Origin of the sequence: Pseudomonas sp. Irchel s3b2, assembly GCF_900187445.1 — a bacterium.
GTDB lineage: Bacteria > Pseudomonadota > Gammaproteobacteria > Pseudomonadales > Pseudomonadaceae > Aquipseudomonas.
Map to the genome: position 1 here is coordinate 84,937 of NZ_FYEB01000005.1, position 15,079 is coordinate 100,015.

Sequence of the window (15,079 nt, forward strand, 5' to 3'; positions counted from 1 at the left end):
GGCGGCAGCACCGGGCTGCCGCCCCGGGGCTTAGAAGTGGGTGAAGGTCAGGCCGAGCTTGTAGGTCGGGCCGTATTCTTCGTATTGGCCGTTGTAGGAGCGGTTGCCGGTGTAGACGAAGTACGGCTCGTCGGTGAGGTTCTGCGCCTCGAAGCTGACTTGCAGGTTTTTGGTCAGCGAATACCGCGCGCTGAAATCGACGAAGGTCTGGGCATCGACGTGCAGGTCGTGGGCCTTGTCGTTGATCGAGGCCAGCTCAAAAAGGTAATCGGACTTGTAGTTGGCCGACAGGCGCAGGCTCAACTTGTCGTCTTCCCAACCGAGCATCAGGTTGCCGACGGTGTCCGATTGGTTGGGCAAATCGATGCTGCGCTTGCGGTTGATACCACTGGCGGCGTCGAAGCCTTCGATCTCGGCATCGGAGCGGCTGAAGGTGGCGTTGGCGCCTAGCAGCAGACCGTTCCAGGGCGCTGGCAGCCAGTCGAATTTCTGCGAGTAGGCCAGTTCCAGGCCATAGAGTTTGGCGCTGTCGCCGTTGGCGAACGTATGAGCCTCGGAGAAATCGGCCCAGGCGCCGGTGCCGGCCAGGTCAGTGTTGTAGACGAAGTTCTTGATGTCTTTGTAGAACACGAACGCCGAGACCGTGCCGGCATGGCCCATGTAGTGCTCTATGCCCAGGTCGAGGTTGCTGGATTCCAGTGGCTTGAGGTCCGGGTTGCCGAAGGTCGCCTCGTCATCGTCGATGACAAAACCCGGCGCCAGTTGGCCGAAGGTCGGGCGCACCACGGACTTGGTCCAGGCCGCGCGCACCTGGGTGTTCTTGTCCAGTTGATAGCGCGCATGCAGGCCCGGCAACCAGTGGTGATAACGGCGTTTGGTTTCGGTGGACTGGAACTCGCCATCGGTGGCGCCCGTGCCCTTGGCTTCGAACTCGGTGCCTTCGTAGCGCATGCCGGCAATGAAACGCCAGTCATCGATATCGATGGTGTTCATCAGGTAGCCGGCGTTGATGTCTTCGCTGATCTTGAAGTCGTTGACCCGCGATTCGGTCTCGTCATAGAAGTCCGCCTGATTCAGGCCACCGATCAACTGCTTGATGGCGCTGCCACTGATGCCCGGACCGAACTGGCCGAGGCGGTAATCCACGGTGCCTTTCTGGAATCGGCTGAGGTTGAGCTGTTCATCGCTGAAACCCAGATCGTCGAAATCTTCATAGACCCAGGCGTCGAGGTTGTTGTCTTTGTTGCGGCGGCTAACCTTGCCGCCGAATTTGACCTGGGACGCATAGCCGCTGAAGTCGTAGTCGCGAGCAAGGTCCAGGCGCAGGTTTTTCTCGGTGTCGGTGGTTTTCTGTTTTTCCCAATCGACCTTATCGAGGCTGAAGTTGTCCGGGTTGTAGAAGCTCTGACCGATGATGGGCCGCGGCTTTTCGGTGTCGTAAAAACCGCTGTCGGCGAAGTCGTCGGTGCCATTAAACGCGGCGTTGGCGATGTGGCCCGGGCTGTCTTCGCTGGAACGGCTGTAGCCGGCCTGGCCGCTGAGGGTCCAGAGGCCGAACATGCGCTCGCCGCCCAATACGTAGGACTGGATTTCCTGGGTCTCTTCCCGTTGTTTGAGTTTGCGTGAGCCTTCGGCGTCGCCCAACTCCCCCGCCGCCAGCGGATCGGCGAATTCGAGGCTAGTGGAATTGCGCGTCTCGCTGTCCTTGTAGCGGCTGTACAGGGTGCGCAGGTAATAGCTGCTGAGGTCGTCGGGTTTGTAATCGAAGTTCAGGCCGCCACCGGCGCGTTCACGGCTGATGTCGTAATCGCGTTGCTCGAACTCCTGCAGTTTGGCGCCTTGCTCGAAGTCCCAGGCACCGCCGGTTTCGACGTTGTCCGAGCCGAAGTCGCGCTTCTGCCAGCTCAGCGCCGCAGCGACGCCGAAGTTGTCGATGCCGTCGCCAAGGCTGAAGCGATCACTGATGGCGCCGGAAAATTTCGGACTGATCTGGTGGGTACTCTTGTCGTAACTGGCTTCGCTGCTGCCGGTGTAGAACAGCCCTTTGTGATCGAAGGCCGAGAGGCTTTTCACATCCACGGTGCCGCCCAAGGAGTTGGCGTCCATGTCCGGGGTCAGGGTTTTGATTACCGACAAGGACTGCACCAGCTCCGAGGGCAGCACATCGAGGGCCACGGCCCGACGCTCGCTTTCCGGCGATGGCACCAGTGTGCCGTTGATGGTCACGCTGTTCAGATCCGGACCGAGGCCGCGCACGCTGACAAACCGCCCTTCGCCCTGGTCGCGCTCGACGCTGACTCCCGGCAGGCGCTGGACCGCTTCGGCGACGTTTTCGTCCGGCAACTGCGCCACGCCGTCGGCATGCACCACGCTCTTGATGCTGTCGGAACTGCGCTGCTCCTTAAGCGCCTGGTCAATGCTCGCCGCCTGGCCCACCACTTCGACGTGTTCGGTGTTCGCCACGGTTTCGGCGGCGCTCAGGCGTTCACTGGCGATCGCCATGGCCAGGGCGGTGAGCGTGAAACCGACCACTCCTGCGGTGCTGCTGCGCTTGTACATGAATGTCCTCCCCCAGGAGTCCGTTAACGCCAGGCAAGAGGCCCGGCAACTGGGAGGGCACGCTAGGGACGGGGGATGACGGTTCTGTGACAGGGGCTGACGGGAGGGGCGGTAAACCGGGGTTTTGCGGGGTTTCGGGGAGGGAAGTGAGCTGAAATGACTGGTTCCTGCTGACAATGCTTCTGTGGTGAGGAGGCTTGCCCACCTGTCAGTCAGCTAAGCGCAATCCATGTGGGAGCGGCGGTGCGACGATTCGACTTGCTCGCGAAGACGGCGGCACAGTCAACATTGATGTCGACTGACACACCGCTTTCGCGAGCAAGCCCGCTCCCACAGGTTCTGCGCCAGCCAGAAAACCTTGCTGCACCATGAGCTGATTCGACCTCACACCTGCCTCACACCCCAGTCACCCGACTGTCACAAACATCTGCTGTGCTGGCGCGCATTGCTTCTTCGCCAAAGGATCGCGGCCATGTTCTCAGTGCTCAAACCCCACCGTTGGAAACTCGCCCTGCTGCTGTTGGCCGCCAACCTGGGGTTACTTCTGCATCTGGCCTGCGGCGAGGTGAAACCGGTCAGCGAATGGGTCTGGCTGGACATCGTCGGTGAAGGCGGTTCGGCGCTGCTGGCGTTGGTCTGGCTGGGGTTGGTGCTCAAGAGTCGGCCGGCCGGGCGCGTCACCAATTACCTGGCGCTGGGTTTGAGCGGGATCTTTTTTTCCTGGTGGATCGACAGCCTCGACGAGTTCATCCGCCTGCCCGACAGCATCACTTGGGATCACTGGCTGGAGTCCGGGCCGATGCCGGTCGGCATGATCCTGCTGACCATCGGCATCTATCACTGGCACCGCGAACAACTGGCGATCAGCGCACAGATGGAGAAACGCGAGCGGCTGTTCCGCGAGCACCGCTTGTTCGACAAACTCACGCCATTGGGCGGCGCCGATTACCTCAAGCGGCAACTGGCCGGCAGCCTTGAGGAAAGTCACGGCCAACAACAGCCGATGTCGTTGTTGGCGCTGGACCTGGACAACTTCTCGGCCATCAATCAGGCCTTTGGGCATGCCGAAGGCGACGCCGTGCTGCAAGCGCTCAGTCATTTATTGCTGCTCAATCTGCGGCGCCAGGACTTGCTCTGCCGACTGGCCGGCGATCGTTTCGTGGTGCTACTGCCCAACACCGGCGAGAGCCAGGCACGGTTGCTGGCGCTGGAACTGCAACAAGCGGTGCAGGGCCTGGCGCACAAAACCCGGCAGCACGGCGAACGCTTGCAATTGTCAGCGAGCACGGCGGTGGTGATGGCGCTGAACGAGTCGCCGGACGACCTGCTCAAGCGCCTTAACCTGGCGTTGGCCCGGGCCAAGCAGCCTCTGGCAAAAACGGCCTGAGGCGCGGCCATGACCCTGAAAACCACTTGGTACGAAACCGACAGCCGCTTCATTCCCGGGCATTATCAGCCGGCAACCCTGATCGATCTGGCACTGTCCCGGGATATCGACAGCCATCGTCTGCTACGCGGTACGGGGCTGTTTCATGAAGACATTCTGGCTGGCCAGACGCGCCTCAGCCCTCAGCAGTTTTTTGGGCTGATCGGCAACACTCGACGCCTGCTGGATGCCGATGACAGCAGCTTTCTTTTTGGCCAACGCCTGTTGCCCGGACACTACGGCGCCGCCAGCCACGCCCTGCGCCATGCACAAAACCTGCACCAGGCACTCGACACCCTGGTGCAGCAACAGGCGCTGCTCAGCCCGTTAATGACGCCGCGATTGGTGCTGGATGAAAAACACGCCTATCTCTATTGGCTGGACAGTTGCGGGGCCGGCGAGCAATGGCGTTTTCTGCTGGAAGCGAGCATGACCTCGCTGGTGGCCATGAGTCGCGCGCTGAGCGGTCAGCGTCTGTCGTGGGAGTGCAGTTTCAGCCATGCAGAGCCCCGTTATGTCGAGCAATACTGGGTGCATTTGGGCGAGCACACTCAATTCAACCGACCTTTGGACCTGATGCGCATCCCCCGGGAATTTCTCGCCCAGCGATGGCCCGATGCGTCGGCCATTGCTGGCCAGGTCGCCCGTCAAGAAGCTCAGGGGCAACTGGAGCAATTGGGCAGTACGTCGAGTTTTCTCGACTGCCTGTACCGCTATTTACAGCGCCACGTGCGCCACACTCCAAGCCTGGAACAAGCCGCCCAGGCCTTCGCCATGAGCCCCGCGACCCTCAAGCGCAAACTGCAAAAACACGACACAGGTTTCCAGCAACAGGTGGATTTGGTGCGCAAACACGTGGCCCTGTACTTGTACCAGATCAAGGGGTTCAGCAACGAAGCAGTGGCCGACTACCTGAGTTTCAACGATGCGGCAAACTTCCGCCGCTCGTTCAAGCGCTGGACTGGCAGTACGCCCAACCTGATCCGTCAGTTGTTCAACACCGGCTGAAGAGTCATGCGATCCGTAGGAGCTGTCGAGCCCGCGAGGCTGCGTTCGGTGCTTGTAGGAGCTGTCGAGCAATGCCTCAGTATCGACCCAGGCAGTCAAGCCCTTCGCGTGGAGCAATACTCCACAATGAGCTGAGAGAGCGCTGCCACGATCGCCTGATCCGCTTCAGCAGAGGTAAACAACCGAAACTGCGCATCCGGCAAATCCGGCAACCCTTGCTCCGCACCCAGCGCCGCCAGTCCCTGCCCCAATTGACTGACCGTCATCGGCGCCACCGCGAAACCAGCCAACGCCGCCGCTCGCAACCCGGCGGTGCTGGTGCAGGACATCGCCGTACGTTGGGCGATCCCCGCCTGAGCCAGCCGCCTCAACGCTATCTCACGATAAGGACAGGGCTCAGGAAACAGCGCCAACGGCAACGGTGTCGGTAACCGGGTGACGGGTTGCGCCGACCAGGCCCACACCAGCGGTTCTTGCCACAGTAGCAACCCTGCTTCGCTGGTTTCGCACAGAGAACCGATGACCAACTCAAGATCGCCTTGCTTCATCAGGTTCAGCAACGTGCCAGGAATGCCCACCTGCACATCGATTTCCATGCCCGGGTACTGCGCCGCAAAATCCTGAAAACCCCGCAGCAATCGCGGTTCGACAAAATCCTCCGACACCCCGATCCGCACCCGCCCGTGAAACGGCGTGCGCGTCAGTTGCGCCCAGGCATCACGGTTCAGCGCGAGGATCGTCCGCGCATAAGCGATCAGGCGCTCGCCATCGGGCGTCAAATGCTGGGAGCGGGTCGTACGCTTCAACAGCGGTTTACCGACCTGTTCTTCCAGTCGCCGCAAATGACCGCTGACCGCAGATTGGGTCAGGTGCAGTTTTTCGGCTGCGCGACTGAAACCTTCTTCATCGACGACCGTGACAAATGTTTTGAGCAGCACAGCATCGAACATAGTTTTATACGTAATCAATAACTAATTTATTCACGATTTATATTCCAGATACAACTATGTTGCAATGCGTCCATCTCACCCATCCGAGGCACCCATGACCACCCTTCTGCATATCGAATGTTCCCCGCGCAAACAGCGGTCGGCCTCCCTTGAAGTCGCCCGCAGCTTCATTGCGCGTTATCAAGAAAACACCCCAGACACCGAAATCATCACCCTCGATCTTTGGAACATGGTTTTGCCGGAATTCGACGAACTGGCAATGGATGCCAAATACGCCGGGCTCAATGGCACGCCCTTGACCCCGGCGCAGCAAGACGCCTGGAACACCTTGAAAGATCTTGCCGCGCACCTGCATCGCGCGGACGTGCTGGTGATGTCCGTACCGCTGTGGAATTTCAGCATCCCGTACAAACTCAAACACTTCATCGATCTGGTGTCGCAGAAAGACATCCTGTTCAGCTTCGACCCGGAACGCGGTCTGCAAGGCATGCTGCATAACAAAACCGCCGTGGTGATGTACGCCCGCGGCCTGGATTTTTCGGCGCAGTCAATCACGCCGGCGGAGCGCTTCGACTTTCAGAAGCCCTACGTGGAAGCCTGGCTGCAATTTATCGGCGTGAGTGATGTGCACTCGGTGAGTGTCGAGAAAACCATCCTGGGGGAAGACGTTGACCTTGGTGCGCGTAAGGCCGCGATCCAGCAGGCCATGAGGCTGGCAGATAGTCTCGTTGGTTGACGCTTCAAGTGTTCTCGCTGGTTGATCCCGTTAAGCAAAAAAATGGGCGATCTCTAGAGATTAATGCCAATCAGTTAAGTAATTTCAGCCGCGACGCATTTCCTTGTAGCAGCTGCCGAAGGCTGCGTTCGGCTGCGAAGCAGTCGTGAATTCGGCTAACGCGGTCCACCTGACGCACCGCAGTGGCTGATTTTACGACTGCTACGCAGCCGAACGCAGGCTTCGCCAGCTGCTACAGATAGCATTGCAGCTTAATTGACGGGCATTACCCCCAAGCTGTCCTGTTCGACCTGACAAGCCAGCCACGTGCAAAACAGATCCAGTTTCTTATTGTGTTCCGGACTTCGCTTCGCAACATAGGCGTAGTCACTTTGGTGAAAACCGAACGGTGCCAGTAAACGGCCAAGACGAATGTCGTCGGCCACCAGATGGCAAAACCAGCATTCAGCTGTAGCAGCTACAGAGAGTGCGTTACAGTTGAAAATGATTAACTTATCGGCATCAGGGCTTGGCTGATCTGGCCCGCTGCCAGCCGCCCCATACACAACCGCCCTCTCACCCCCTCAAGCAAGAGATCCCCCATGGCAAACCGCGACCTCACCTTCCTACCCGACCCAGACCCGGAATCCATCTCCTCCGACGTCGCCGGTTTCGGCGGCCTGCTGGTCTCCACTCAAATCCCCACCCGCGCCGACGGCAGCCTGGAGCTGGGGAGCATCACCCTGCAGAGTGAATGCACCCTGCAAGCGCTCAAGGTTGCGCTGGAACTAGCCGGCAGCTCCATGGACCGGGTTCTGCATCTGACCATCTACCTCACTGACATGGCCGACCGCGCCGATTTCAACGAGGTCTACAAGCGCTTCTTCGCAAAGCCCTGGCCGGTTCGCGCTGCCGTTGGTGTGGCATCCCTTGCAGTCGAAGGGATGCGCGTGGAAGTGACCGCGATGGCGGCCAAGGGCTGAGTCCGGGACTTATCCGGTGGCACTGTTCCAGCGAGCGGCCGCCACCGGGCCATTCCCGACAGCAAGTTTTTTGCCGTCGGGAATCCTCGCCGGTACTCAAAGAGCGGCTTTTATTTGACCAGCCGCTTTTCCTTGGAAGGCCTGTAGCCGAAGTACGAGCTATAGCACTTGCTGAAATGACTGGGCGACACAAAGCCACAGGCAACCAGCACGTCTACCTGTGACAGCTCTGTGTGCTGGAGAAGTCGACGCGCTTCGGTGATGCGCAGCTCCATGTAATAGCGCTGCGGGGTTGTTCCGAGTTGCTCCTTGAACAAGCGTTCGAGTTGTCGCCGGGAACGGCCGGCGTAGACCGCCAACTGCTCCAGCTCCAGCGGCTCTTCGAGGTTGGCATCCATCAGCTTGACCACCTCTCGCAACGGCGCGCTCACACAGATATTTTCAGCCGGTTTGATGCGCCGATAACGAGACTCTTCGAAAGCCAGGATGTCCTCGATACCCTCGACCAGGGCTTTATCGTGCAGCGCCTTGATCCAGTCCAGCGCCATATGAAAGGCCCCCGAAGGACTAGAAGCAGTGAGCCGGTCTCTATCGATGACATAGGGCTCACTGGTGACATGCGTCGCCTTGGAGATTTCCGCGAGTGCGGGACGATGTTCGGGGTGAATGGCGCAACGGTAACCATCGAGCAAGCCTGCGCTGCCCAGGAACCATGCACCATTCCACAACCCGGCCAGACTGACACCGTGGTCTGCTGCCATTCGCAACAGGCTGATCAACTCATCAGTCGCCTTCAGTTCTGTCCTGTAGCCGCCGCAAATGACCAGCAGGTCCAGATTGTGAATAGCTGAAGAATCGATACGGGCATCGGGCCGAATGACCAGGCCCAGATCGCTGATGACCTCTCCTTCATTCAAGCCGAACGTTCGGGAAGAGAACAACCCGGGGCGCAGAAGATTGGCGGTGACAATCGTGTCCAGCGCTTGCGTGAACGCGGGCAGCGAGAAATGCTCGAGCAGCAAAAAGCCCGCCCGAGTCATTCGAGCAGGCTCGCCTGGGTTTTCATTCAGATAGCGGAGGTTTTTCCCTTTCATGCCCCCGCTGAATTGACGTCGCTCGATCAATGTTCGACCCACTCGGTTACGTTAACCAATCTGCCATTTGGTGCGCTAATAAAGCGTCATGCTACCTGCAGAAGCTCAAAAAGCCCTAGGGGGCGTTCTCAATTAGTTTCACCGCCGCGCCGGGTCTGCTGTTGTGCAGGGCAAGGCGCGAGAAGCGTGGTTTGGTCATTCCAAATAAGCTTCGAGCAACGCAGCCCTGCACAACAGCAGGCCCGGCCCTTCGGGTTGTGCCTTAAAGCGGGCCAGGCTGCGTTGCAGGCATTGGAAAGGGAACAACCATTCCCAGCGGCCTGCGCCTTGCCTGGCCCGCTTTAAGGCGACAACGCGGCGGTGAAACTAACTAAGAACGCCCCCTAGCACCATTATGCGACCGATCAGGCCAGTTGAAAGCCGTGACGAAGCGGGTCTTTATCATCGAACTCCCTCCATAGCGCTGAATCCAATGGGTAGGCCAATGGAGGTGAGCGAAATGAACAATGATGACCGTGTTAATGATGACGAATCAGAAACGACCTCGAACGTCCCGCCTACCGATACGTCTGGCAAACCCGTCGATGTGGTCGAAAGAGAACTTGAGGACAGCGACAGTGACGCCGAAAGTTTAGATGAAGCGCGAAACCAGGAGCGGGAGGCTGAAGAGCTCAGGCGAAAAATAGCGGAGATAGAACGGAAAGTGGCGGACGGTAATTAGCAAAATGCCGGAGGGGCGAGACCCGGTTAATACAACAGATTGCAATTGGGCCAAAACCGGTCAATATCGCTCCTTTCGTCTACCCTCACAAAGCGCCAGGCAGCCATCAGCGTGTGCTTGGCGCCTCGACATTCTTTCGTTAATACCCGGAGATTTTCCATGCTCAAGCGCACCCTGGCATTGGCCGTCGGCTTGACCCTGTCTTTTTGCACCCTGCTGACGCAGGCCGCCGATACGCTGAAAGTCAGCGCGATTCCCGATGAAGCCCCTACCGAACTGCTCCGCAAGTTCAAGCCACTTGGCGCCTATCTGGAACAACAGTTGGGCATGAAGGTCGAGTTCGTGCCCGTGAGCGACTATCCGGCCGTGGTCGAAGCGCTGGCCACCGATCGAATCGACCTGGCCTGGCTGGGCGGCTTCACGTTCGTGCAGGCACGCCTGAAAACCGGCAATGCCATTCCACTCGTGCAGCGCGAACAGGACGCCCAATTCACCAGCAAATTCATCACCGCCGACCCTGCCGTCAAGTCCCTCGCCGATCTCAAGGGCAAGACCTTTGCATTCGGCTCGGTGTCCTCCACGTCGGGCAGTCTTATGCCGCGCTACTTTATGCTCAAGGACGGCATCAAGCCTGAAACCTACTTTAGTCGCGTCGGCTACTCCGGCGCCCATGACGCCACCGTCGCCTGGGTCCAGGCCGGTAAGGTAGACGCCGGGGTACTGAACGCCAGCGTGTGGGAAAAACTGGTCGCTGCCGGCAAGGTCGACACCACCAAAGTCAAAGTGTTTGCGACCACCCCGGCCTACTTCGACTACAACTGGACAGTGCGCGGGACCCTCGACCCAGCGCTGGCGGCCAAGATTAAGGCTGCCTTCCTGGCTCTCGATCCGGCGAAGCCTGCGGACAAGGAGATTCTGGATCTGCAGGCCGCCAGTCGATTCATCGAAACCAAGCCTGAGAACTACAAGGGCATCGAGGAAGCCGCCCTCGCCGCCGAACTGCTCAAATGACATTGCGTCTGACCCAGGTCAGCCTTACCCACGCCAACGGCGTCCATGCGCTGCGTGGCGTGGACCTGCACATCGGTGCAAGCGAACAGGTGGCCATCATCGGCCCGTCCGGCGCCGGTAAGTCGAGCCTGCTCAATCTGCTGGCCACCGCCCTGCGACCGGGCAGCGGCGAGCTGCAGGTGCTCGGCGAGCGAGCCTGGCAGCTTTCTGCCCGTCAGCGCCAGCGTCTGCGCGCGCGCATCGGCCTGATCCATCAGTCGCCTCCTCTGCCACCGCGCCAGCGCGTGGTCACCGCGGTTCTGGCCGGAAAGCTGGGTCAATGGGGGCTGGGCAAGAGCCTGTTGAACCTGTTGCATCCACTGGATATTCCGGGCGCACGCGCGGCATTGGCCAGGCTGGACCTGAGTGACAAGTTGTTCGCGCAATGCCAGCAACTGTCCGGTGGACAGCTACAGCGCGTGGGTATTGCCCGTGTGTTGTACCAAGCACCCGAGGTGTTGCTGGCCGATGAACCGGTATCGGCCATGGACCCGGTGTTGGCCCAGCACACGCTTTCGGTGCTCTGTCGCCATGCCCGGCAGCACAACGTCACCCTGGTCGCCAGCCTGCATGCGGTGGAGCTGGCCTTGGCGCACTTTTCCCGCATCATAGGCTTGCGTGATGGACAGATCCTGTTCGACCTTGCGGCCAGCGAAGTTGATGGAGAGTTGCTCGACAAGCTCTACGCCAACGAACAACTGCTGTCCCCACCGATTGCTCCGGCACCCTTGAGTGTGCAGATTCCCCGATGCTGACCCGTGATACCCGAGATCCCGCCACCCGGCCCCGCCTGCTGCTCACCTTGCTGGCCCTTGCCTTGCTGTGGCCGGGCATCCACTTCAGCGAGTTGGACCTCAGCGTGCTGGTGGCGAGTGACAGTCAGAGCGAGATGGGCCGGTTTGTATCCGCCTTCTGGCCACCGGCCCATGGCGAAGAATTCATTGATCTGTTGTTGCAAGCCACCCTGCAAACCCTGGCCATCGCCACGGCCGGCATGGCCCTGGCGTTGCTGTTGGCAGTCCCCGCCAGCCTGTTGGCCAGCCGTGCTCTGTCGCTGTCTGCTGCCTCTCGCGCCGGCCATCCGAGCTATTGGGGTCAGCTGCTGCGTTGGCCTGTACGTGGTTTACTGATCTTCCTGCGCAGCGTGCCGGAAATCGTCTGGGCCCTGCTGTTCGTGCGCGCCGTGGGCCTCGGTCCGACTGCCGGGGTACTGGCCATTGCCATTACCTACAGCGGCATGCTGGGCAAGGTCTACGCGGAAATTTTCGAGTCGGTCGACCAGCGCCCGGTCCACGCGCTACTGCAATCGGGCAGCGGTCGGCTTGCTGCCTTTTGCTACGGGATTCTGCCCAATGTCGCTGCGGAACTGCTGTCGTACACGGTGTACCGCTGGGAATGCGCCATCCGTGCCTCGGTGGTGATGGGCTTTGTCGGTGCCGGCGGTCTGGGCCAGCAAATGGATCTGTCGTTGCGCATGTTCGCCGGCGGTGAAGTGGCCAGTTTGTTACTGACGTTTCTCGTACTGGTACTGCTCGCCGATCAACTCAGCCGACTGTTGCGCTGGAGGCTGACATGAATCGCCTGATCAACCTGGCACTGCTGCTCTGCATCGGCGCAGCGGTGATCGCCTCGTTCAGCTACCTGGGCATCGACCTCGGTGAGCTCGGCGGCACCGGCAATCTGAAGCAGATGGGTGCTTATGCGCAGCGTTTTCTCAGCCCGGACCTGAGCGCCGGCCATTTGCAAGCCATCGGCCACGGCGCCCTGGAAACCATTGCCATGTCTGCCCTTGGCACCCTGCTCGCGGCGGTACTCGGTCTGCTATTGGCATTGCCTGCGGCCGGGCGCTTCGGCTGGCCATTGCAGAGCGCATCGCGCCTGGTGCTCAACGCCTTGCGCGCGGTTCCGGAACTGGTGTGGGCCGCGCTGATGGTCCTTGCCGCCGGTCTCGGCCCCAATGCCGGTACCCTGGCATTAGCCCTGCACACCACCGGCGTGCTCGGTCGACTGTTCGCCGAGGCGCTGGAAAACACCCCTCCAGAACCGGCCGAAGCCATTCGCCTGCAGGGCGGCAATCCCGTATGGGCTTTCTGTTACGGCACACTGCCTAACCTGTTGCCGCAGCTACTGGCCTACGTCCTGTACCGCTGGGAAAACAATATCCGCATGGCCAGTGTGCTCGGCTTCGTCGGCGCCGGTGGTTTGGGGCAAATGCTCTATGTCAGCCTCAGCCTGTTCCAGGAAGCTCAAGCCAGCACGGTTATTCTGGCCATGCTGTTACTGGTACTCGCCGTCGATACATTGAGTAGCTGGAGCCGTCAACGCTGGGTCAAAGCTTGACTGCTTTCGGTGCCGGGCAATCGTTCAGTGGGTCTTCGAAGCTATGCAAACCCGAGGAACGACAGGATAACCACGACGATCACAACTACTCCAACGATGTAGATGATGTTGTTCATGAAGGCCACCTCTCAACCTGGACAGGACTGCGATACGAGGGTGCTACAAATACAAGGTACTGCACCTTTGCGCGCAATTCCATTCGGAACAGACAGAGGCCCCGCTCTCGCCGAAACCTTGGTTTGATGCCGGGGCAAAGGGCGACGGATTCGTTTTCCCTGAACGTCAGCCCGAGGGATTTCGGCCAGTCACGACAGCCTGGGTCAAAAGCGGCCTCCCAAAGCCAAGGGGGTGCACTCAGTTTCCTCGACCACCGATTGATCGCGGTCTGTCATCGGCTAGTGGTATTGGCGACAAGATACAGAAGTCGCGCAATTCACAGCTGAGGTGTTGGGCGTGAAATATAGACCTATGATTTATATGGACTTTTAAAAAAAAGTCGGAATCGGTAGCGCAGAGTTATCTAGAGACTTCTATTATTTCGTTATCGCCGAATTCGGTCTAATCACTGGTATACGTTAGCGACAAAGCCAGGAGAGTAACATGTCGATAAGAAAAAGAACTACCTTACTCGTGCTGGCTTTTAGCTTTTTCGGAGTGACAAGTTGTGCCAACATAAGAAACTATTCAGAAATCTCGAGCGAAAGAAACAATAGCATTGTTTCTGATATTGACTATTATGACTTTGCATACAATGTAGATGTTATTGTGCTTCCTGCAGAAATAAAAAACCAAAAAAATGTAACCATTGACAATAGTTTTTCAGGTGAATTACAGATTTCAAACTGGGGGAATGCTATCAAGAATGCGACCCAGAAAGAAATTCATAACAGTGAACGCTTTATCGAATTTGGACATTACAGTGGCCGCATTGAAATAAGCGCAGAAGTATCTTCAGTGTCTATAAGCAATGTATGGGGTGGAACCCGATCGAAGTGCAATGTTGCTTACACCTATAAGGATTTAGTGGCAGGAAAAACACTCGCCAAGCATGATAGCTCCATTGAAATAATGACACTCTCCCCTGCCACACCAAAATCAAGCAATAGTTTCGTTTACAACTTTGATCAACTTACATATGCCATTGCTCGCGAGGCAATTATTGGTCTCATTCGGTTGCCGCCTATTGCTGATATTCAGCTAACACAGAAGCAAGTGAAGCTTTATAACTCGAACATCAAAAGAAAACCCAACCAAATTATTAGCTACGTTCCAATTGACAATCTTATTCGCAACAATAAAAAGGAACTGAACTCTGCTTTTTCACCGACTAAGAAAATGCAAAAAAATAGTAATAAATTGGCGAAGAAAAATAAATCAAAAGTTAAAGTAGAGACCACCTCTGCTCCCGCCACCCCCACCCTGGAATCTAACACAGCTAGTGATACACCCACCGCAGACACCGCTAAATCGAGTGAAAACTCTGTCCATCAGAACTCAAGCCAGGCTGCGACTGAAACTAAAAATGACGATAGAAGCTTAAGAGGCATTGCTGGTTCATCGGAGCGCTTGAAGGATGGCACCGTTAAAAACGATGACCCCACTTATGACGGCAGTGGACATATAGCCACTCCGGGGCACTATCAACCTCAAAACGAGGTATCGGCAGAGCAAGAAAAAGCAATGGATGCATGGATTAAGGAAGAAAACGCAAAGTTACAGGGAGCGACTGGCGATACCGCTTCACCTACCGGGCACACAACCATACCGCGACTCTATCAACCTCAAAACAAGGTATCGGCAGAGCAAGAAAAAGCAATGGACGAATGGTTGAAAGCGGAAAAGGCAAGGTTACAGGGAGCAACTGGTAATGCCACTTCACCTACCGGGCACACAACCATACCGCGACTCTATCAACCTCAAAACAAGGTATCGGCGGAGCAAGAAAAAGCAATGGATGAATGGACAGAAGGGCAATAAAGCAAACTCCGCAGCCAACGCCAAAGAGTGCGGACCGGAAAATCGGAGTCATAGTCCTGGCTATTCTCAACCGACAGCGCGTTCAAGCGAATGCGTGCCTGTGGCCAAACGATTGATCCCCACCATTCCCAACCCACCCACGGCTAAAGTGATTAGGGCGCAGATGACGAACGAGGTCAAAAGCTTGGTCGAGAATTTGGACTGATTCAGAAGGTTCACACGGAAAACTCAATGGAGATGAATTAGAGGTAATGAA

13 protein-coding genes are annotated in these 15,079 nt (G+C 57.9%); 10 read left to right on the forward strand and 3 right to left on the reverse strand.

Features of this window, described 5'->3' with window-relative positions; genetic code table 11:
* Nucleotides 1-30: 30 nt before the first annotated feature.
* On the reverse strand, nucleotides 31-2,559 hold the full coding sequence (locus CKW20_RS13780; RefSeq protein ID WP_095053394.1) for a TonB-dependent receptor: 2,529 nt from the start codon (nucleotides 2,557-2,559) through the stop codon (nucleotides 31-33).
* A gap of 472 nt (nucleotides 2,560-3,031) precedes the next feature.
* Between CKW20_RS13780 and CKW20_RS13785 the strand changes: the two genes are divergently transcribed.
* On the forward strand, nucleotides 3,032-3,946 hold the full coding sequence (locus CKW20_RS13785) for a GGDEF domain-containing protein (RefSeq protein WP_095053395.1): 915 nt from the start codon (nucleotides 3,032-3,034) through the stop codon (nucleotides 3,944-3,946).
* Nucleotides 3,947-3,955: 9 nt separating this feature from the next.
* Nucleotides 3,956-4,993, forward strand: coding sequence for an AraC family transcriptional regulator (locus CKW20_RS13790; protein ID WP_095053396.1), 1,038 nt, complete (start codon nucleotides 3,956-3,958; stop codon nucleotides 4,991-4,993).
* Between the two features lie 95 nt (nucleotides 4,994-5,088).
* Here the strand turns inward: CKW20_RS13790 and CKW20_RS13795 are convergent, their stop codons facing one another.
* Entirely contained in the window at nucleotides 5,089-5,943 is an 855-nt protein-coding gene (locus tag CKW20_RS13795) for a LysR family transcriptional regulator (RefSeq protein ID WP_095053397.1), read from the reverse strand.
* 94 nt (nucleotides 5,944-6,037) lie between these two features.
* On the opposite strand from CKW20_RS13795, the gene CKW20_RS13800 reads away from it, so the two are divergent.
* Together CKW20_RS13800 and CKW20_RS13810 are read left to right on the forward strand one after the other, a co-directional pair.
* A complete protein-coding gene (locus tag CKW20_RS13800) occupies nucleotides 6,038-6,679 on the forward strand; it encodes an FMN-dependent NADH-azoreductase (RefSeq protein WP_095053398.1) in 642 nt (213 codons plus the stop codon).
* Nucleotides 6,680-7,260: 581 nt separating this feature from the next.
* On the forward strand, nucleotides 7,261-7,641 hold the full coding sequence (locus CKW20_RS13810) for a RidA family protein (RefSeq protein WP_095053399.1): 381 nt from the start codon (nucleotides 7,261-7,263) through the stop codon (nucleotides 7,639-7,641).
* Between the two features lie 110 nt (nucleotides 7,642-7,751).
* Here the strand turns inward: CKW20_RS13810 and CKW20_RS13815 are convergent, their stop codons facing one another.
* On the reverse strand, nucleotides 7,752-8,735 hold the full coding sequence (locus tag CKW20_RS13815; RefSeq protein WP_176466893.1) for a GlxA family transcriptional regulator: 984 nt from the start codon (nucleotides 8,733-8,735) through the stop codon (nucleotides 7,752-7,754).
* Between the two features lie 499 nt (nucleotides 8,736-9,234).
* On the opposite strand from CKW20_RS13815, the gene CKW20_RS13820 reads away from it, so the two are divergent.
* The 6 genes from CKW20_RS13820 to CKW20_RS13845 all read left to right on the forward strand — a co-directional run bounded on the left by CKW20_RS13820 (nucleotide 9,235) and on the right by CKW20_RS13845 (nucleotide 14,823).
* A complete protein-coding gene (locus tag CKW20_RS13820; RefSeq protein ID WP_095053401.1) occupies nucleotides 9,235-9,456 on the forward strand; it encodes a hypothetical protein in 222 nt (73 codons plus the stop codon).
* Nucleotides 9,457-9,615: 159 nt separating this feature from the next.
* Complete coding sequence (locus CKW20_RS13825; protein ID WP_095053402.1) at nucleotides 9,616-10,467, forward strand: putative selenate ABC transporter substrate-binding protein; 852 nt, start codon at nucleotides 9,616-9,618, stop codon at nucleotides 10,465-10,467.
* The gene (locus CKW20_RS13830) at nucleotides 10,464-11,261 is read left to right on the forward strand and encodes a phosphonate ABC transporter ATP-binding protein (protein ID WP_095053403.1); all 798 of its coding nucleotides are present in this window, start codon (nucleotides 10,464-10,466) and stop codon (nucleotides 11,259-11,261) included. The genes CKW20_RS13825 and CKW20_RS13830 overlap by 4 nt, the downstream gene beginning before the upstream one ends.
* Nucleotides 11,255-12,082: a phosphonate ABC transporter, permease protein PhnE gene (phnE, locus tag CKW20_RS13835; protein ID WP_095053404.1), complete on the forward strand. Its 828-nt coding sequence runs from the start codon at nucleotides 11,255-11,257 to the stop codon at nucleotides 12,080-12,082. Before CKW20_RS13830 ends, phnE (CKW20_RS13835) begins: the two co-directional genes overlap by 7 nt.
* Entirely contained in the window at nucleotides 12,079-12,846 is a 768-nt protein-coding gene (phnE, locus tag CKW20_RS13840; protein WP_095053405.1) for a phosphonate ABC transporter, permease protein PhnE, read from the forward strand. The genes phnE (CKW20_RS13835) and phnE (CKW20_RS13840) overlap by 4 nt, the downstream gene beginning before the upstream one ends.
* Before the next feature lie 600 nt (nucleotides 12,847-13,446).
* The gene (locus tag CKW20_RS13845) at nucleotides 13,447-14,823 is read left to right on the forward strand and encodes a hypothetical protein (RefSeq protein WP_095053406.1); all 1,377 of its coding nucleotides are present in this window, start codon (nucleotides 13,447-13,449) and stop codon (nucleotides 14,821-14,823) included.
* The last annotated feature ends 256 nt before the right edge of the window (nucleotides 14,824-15,079 follow it).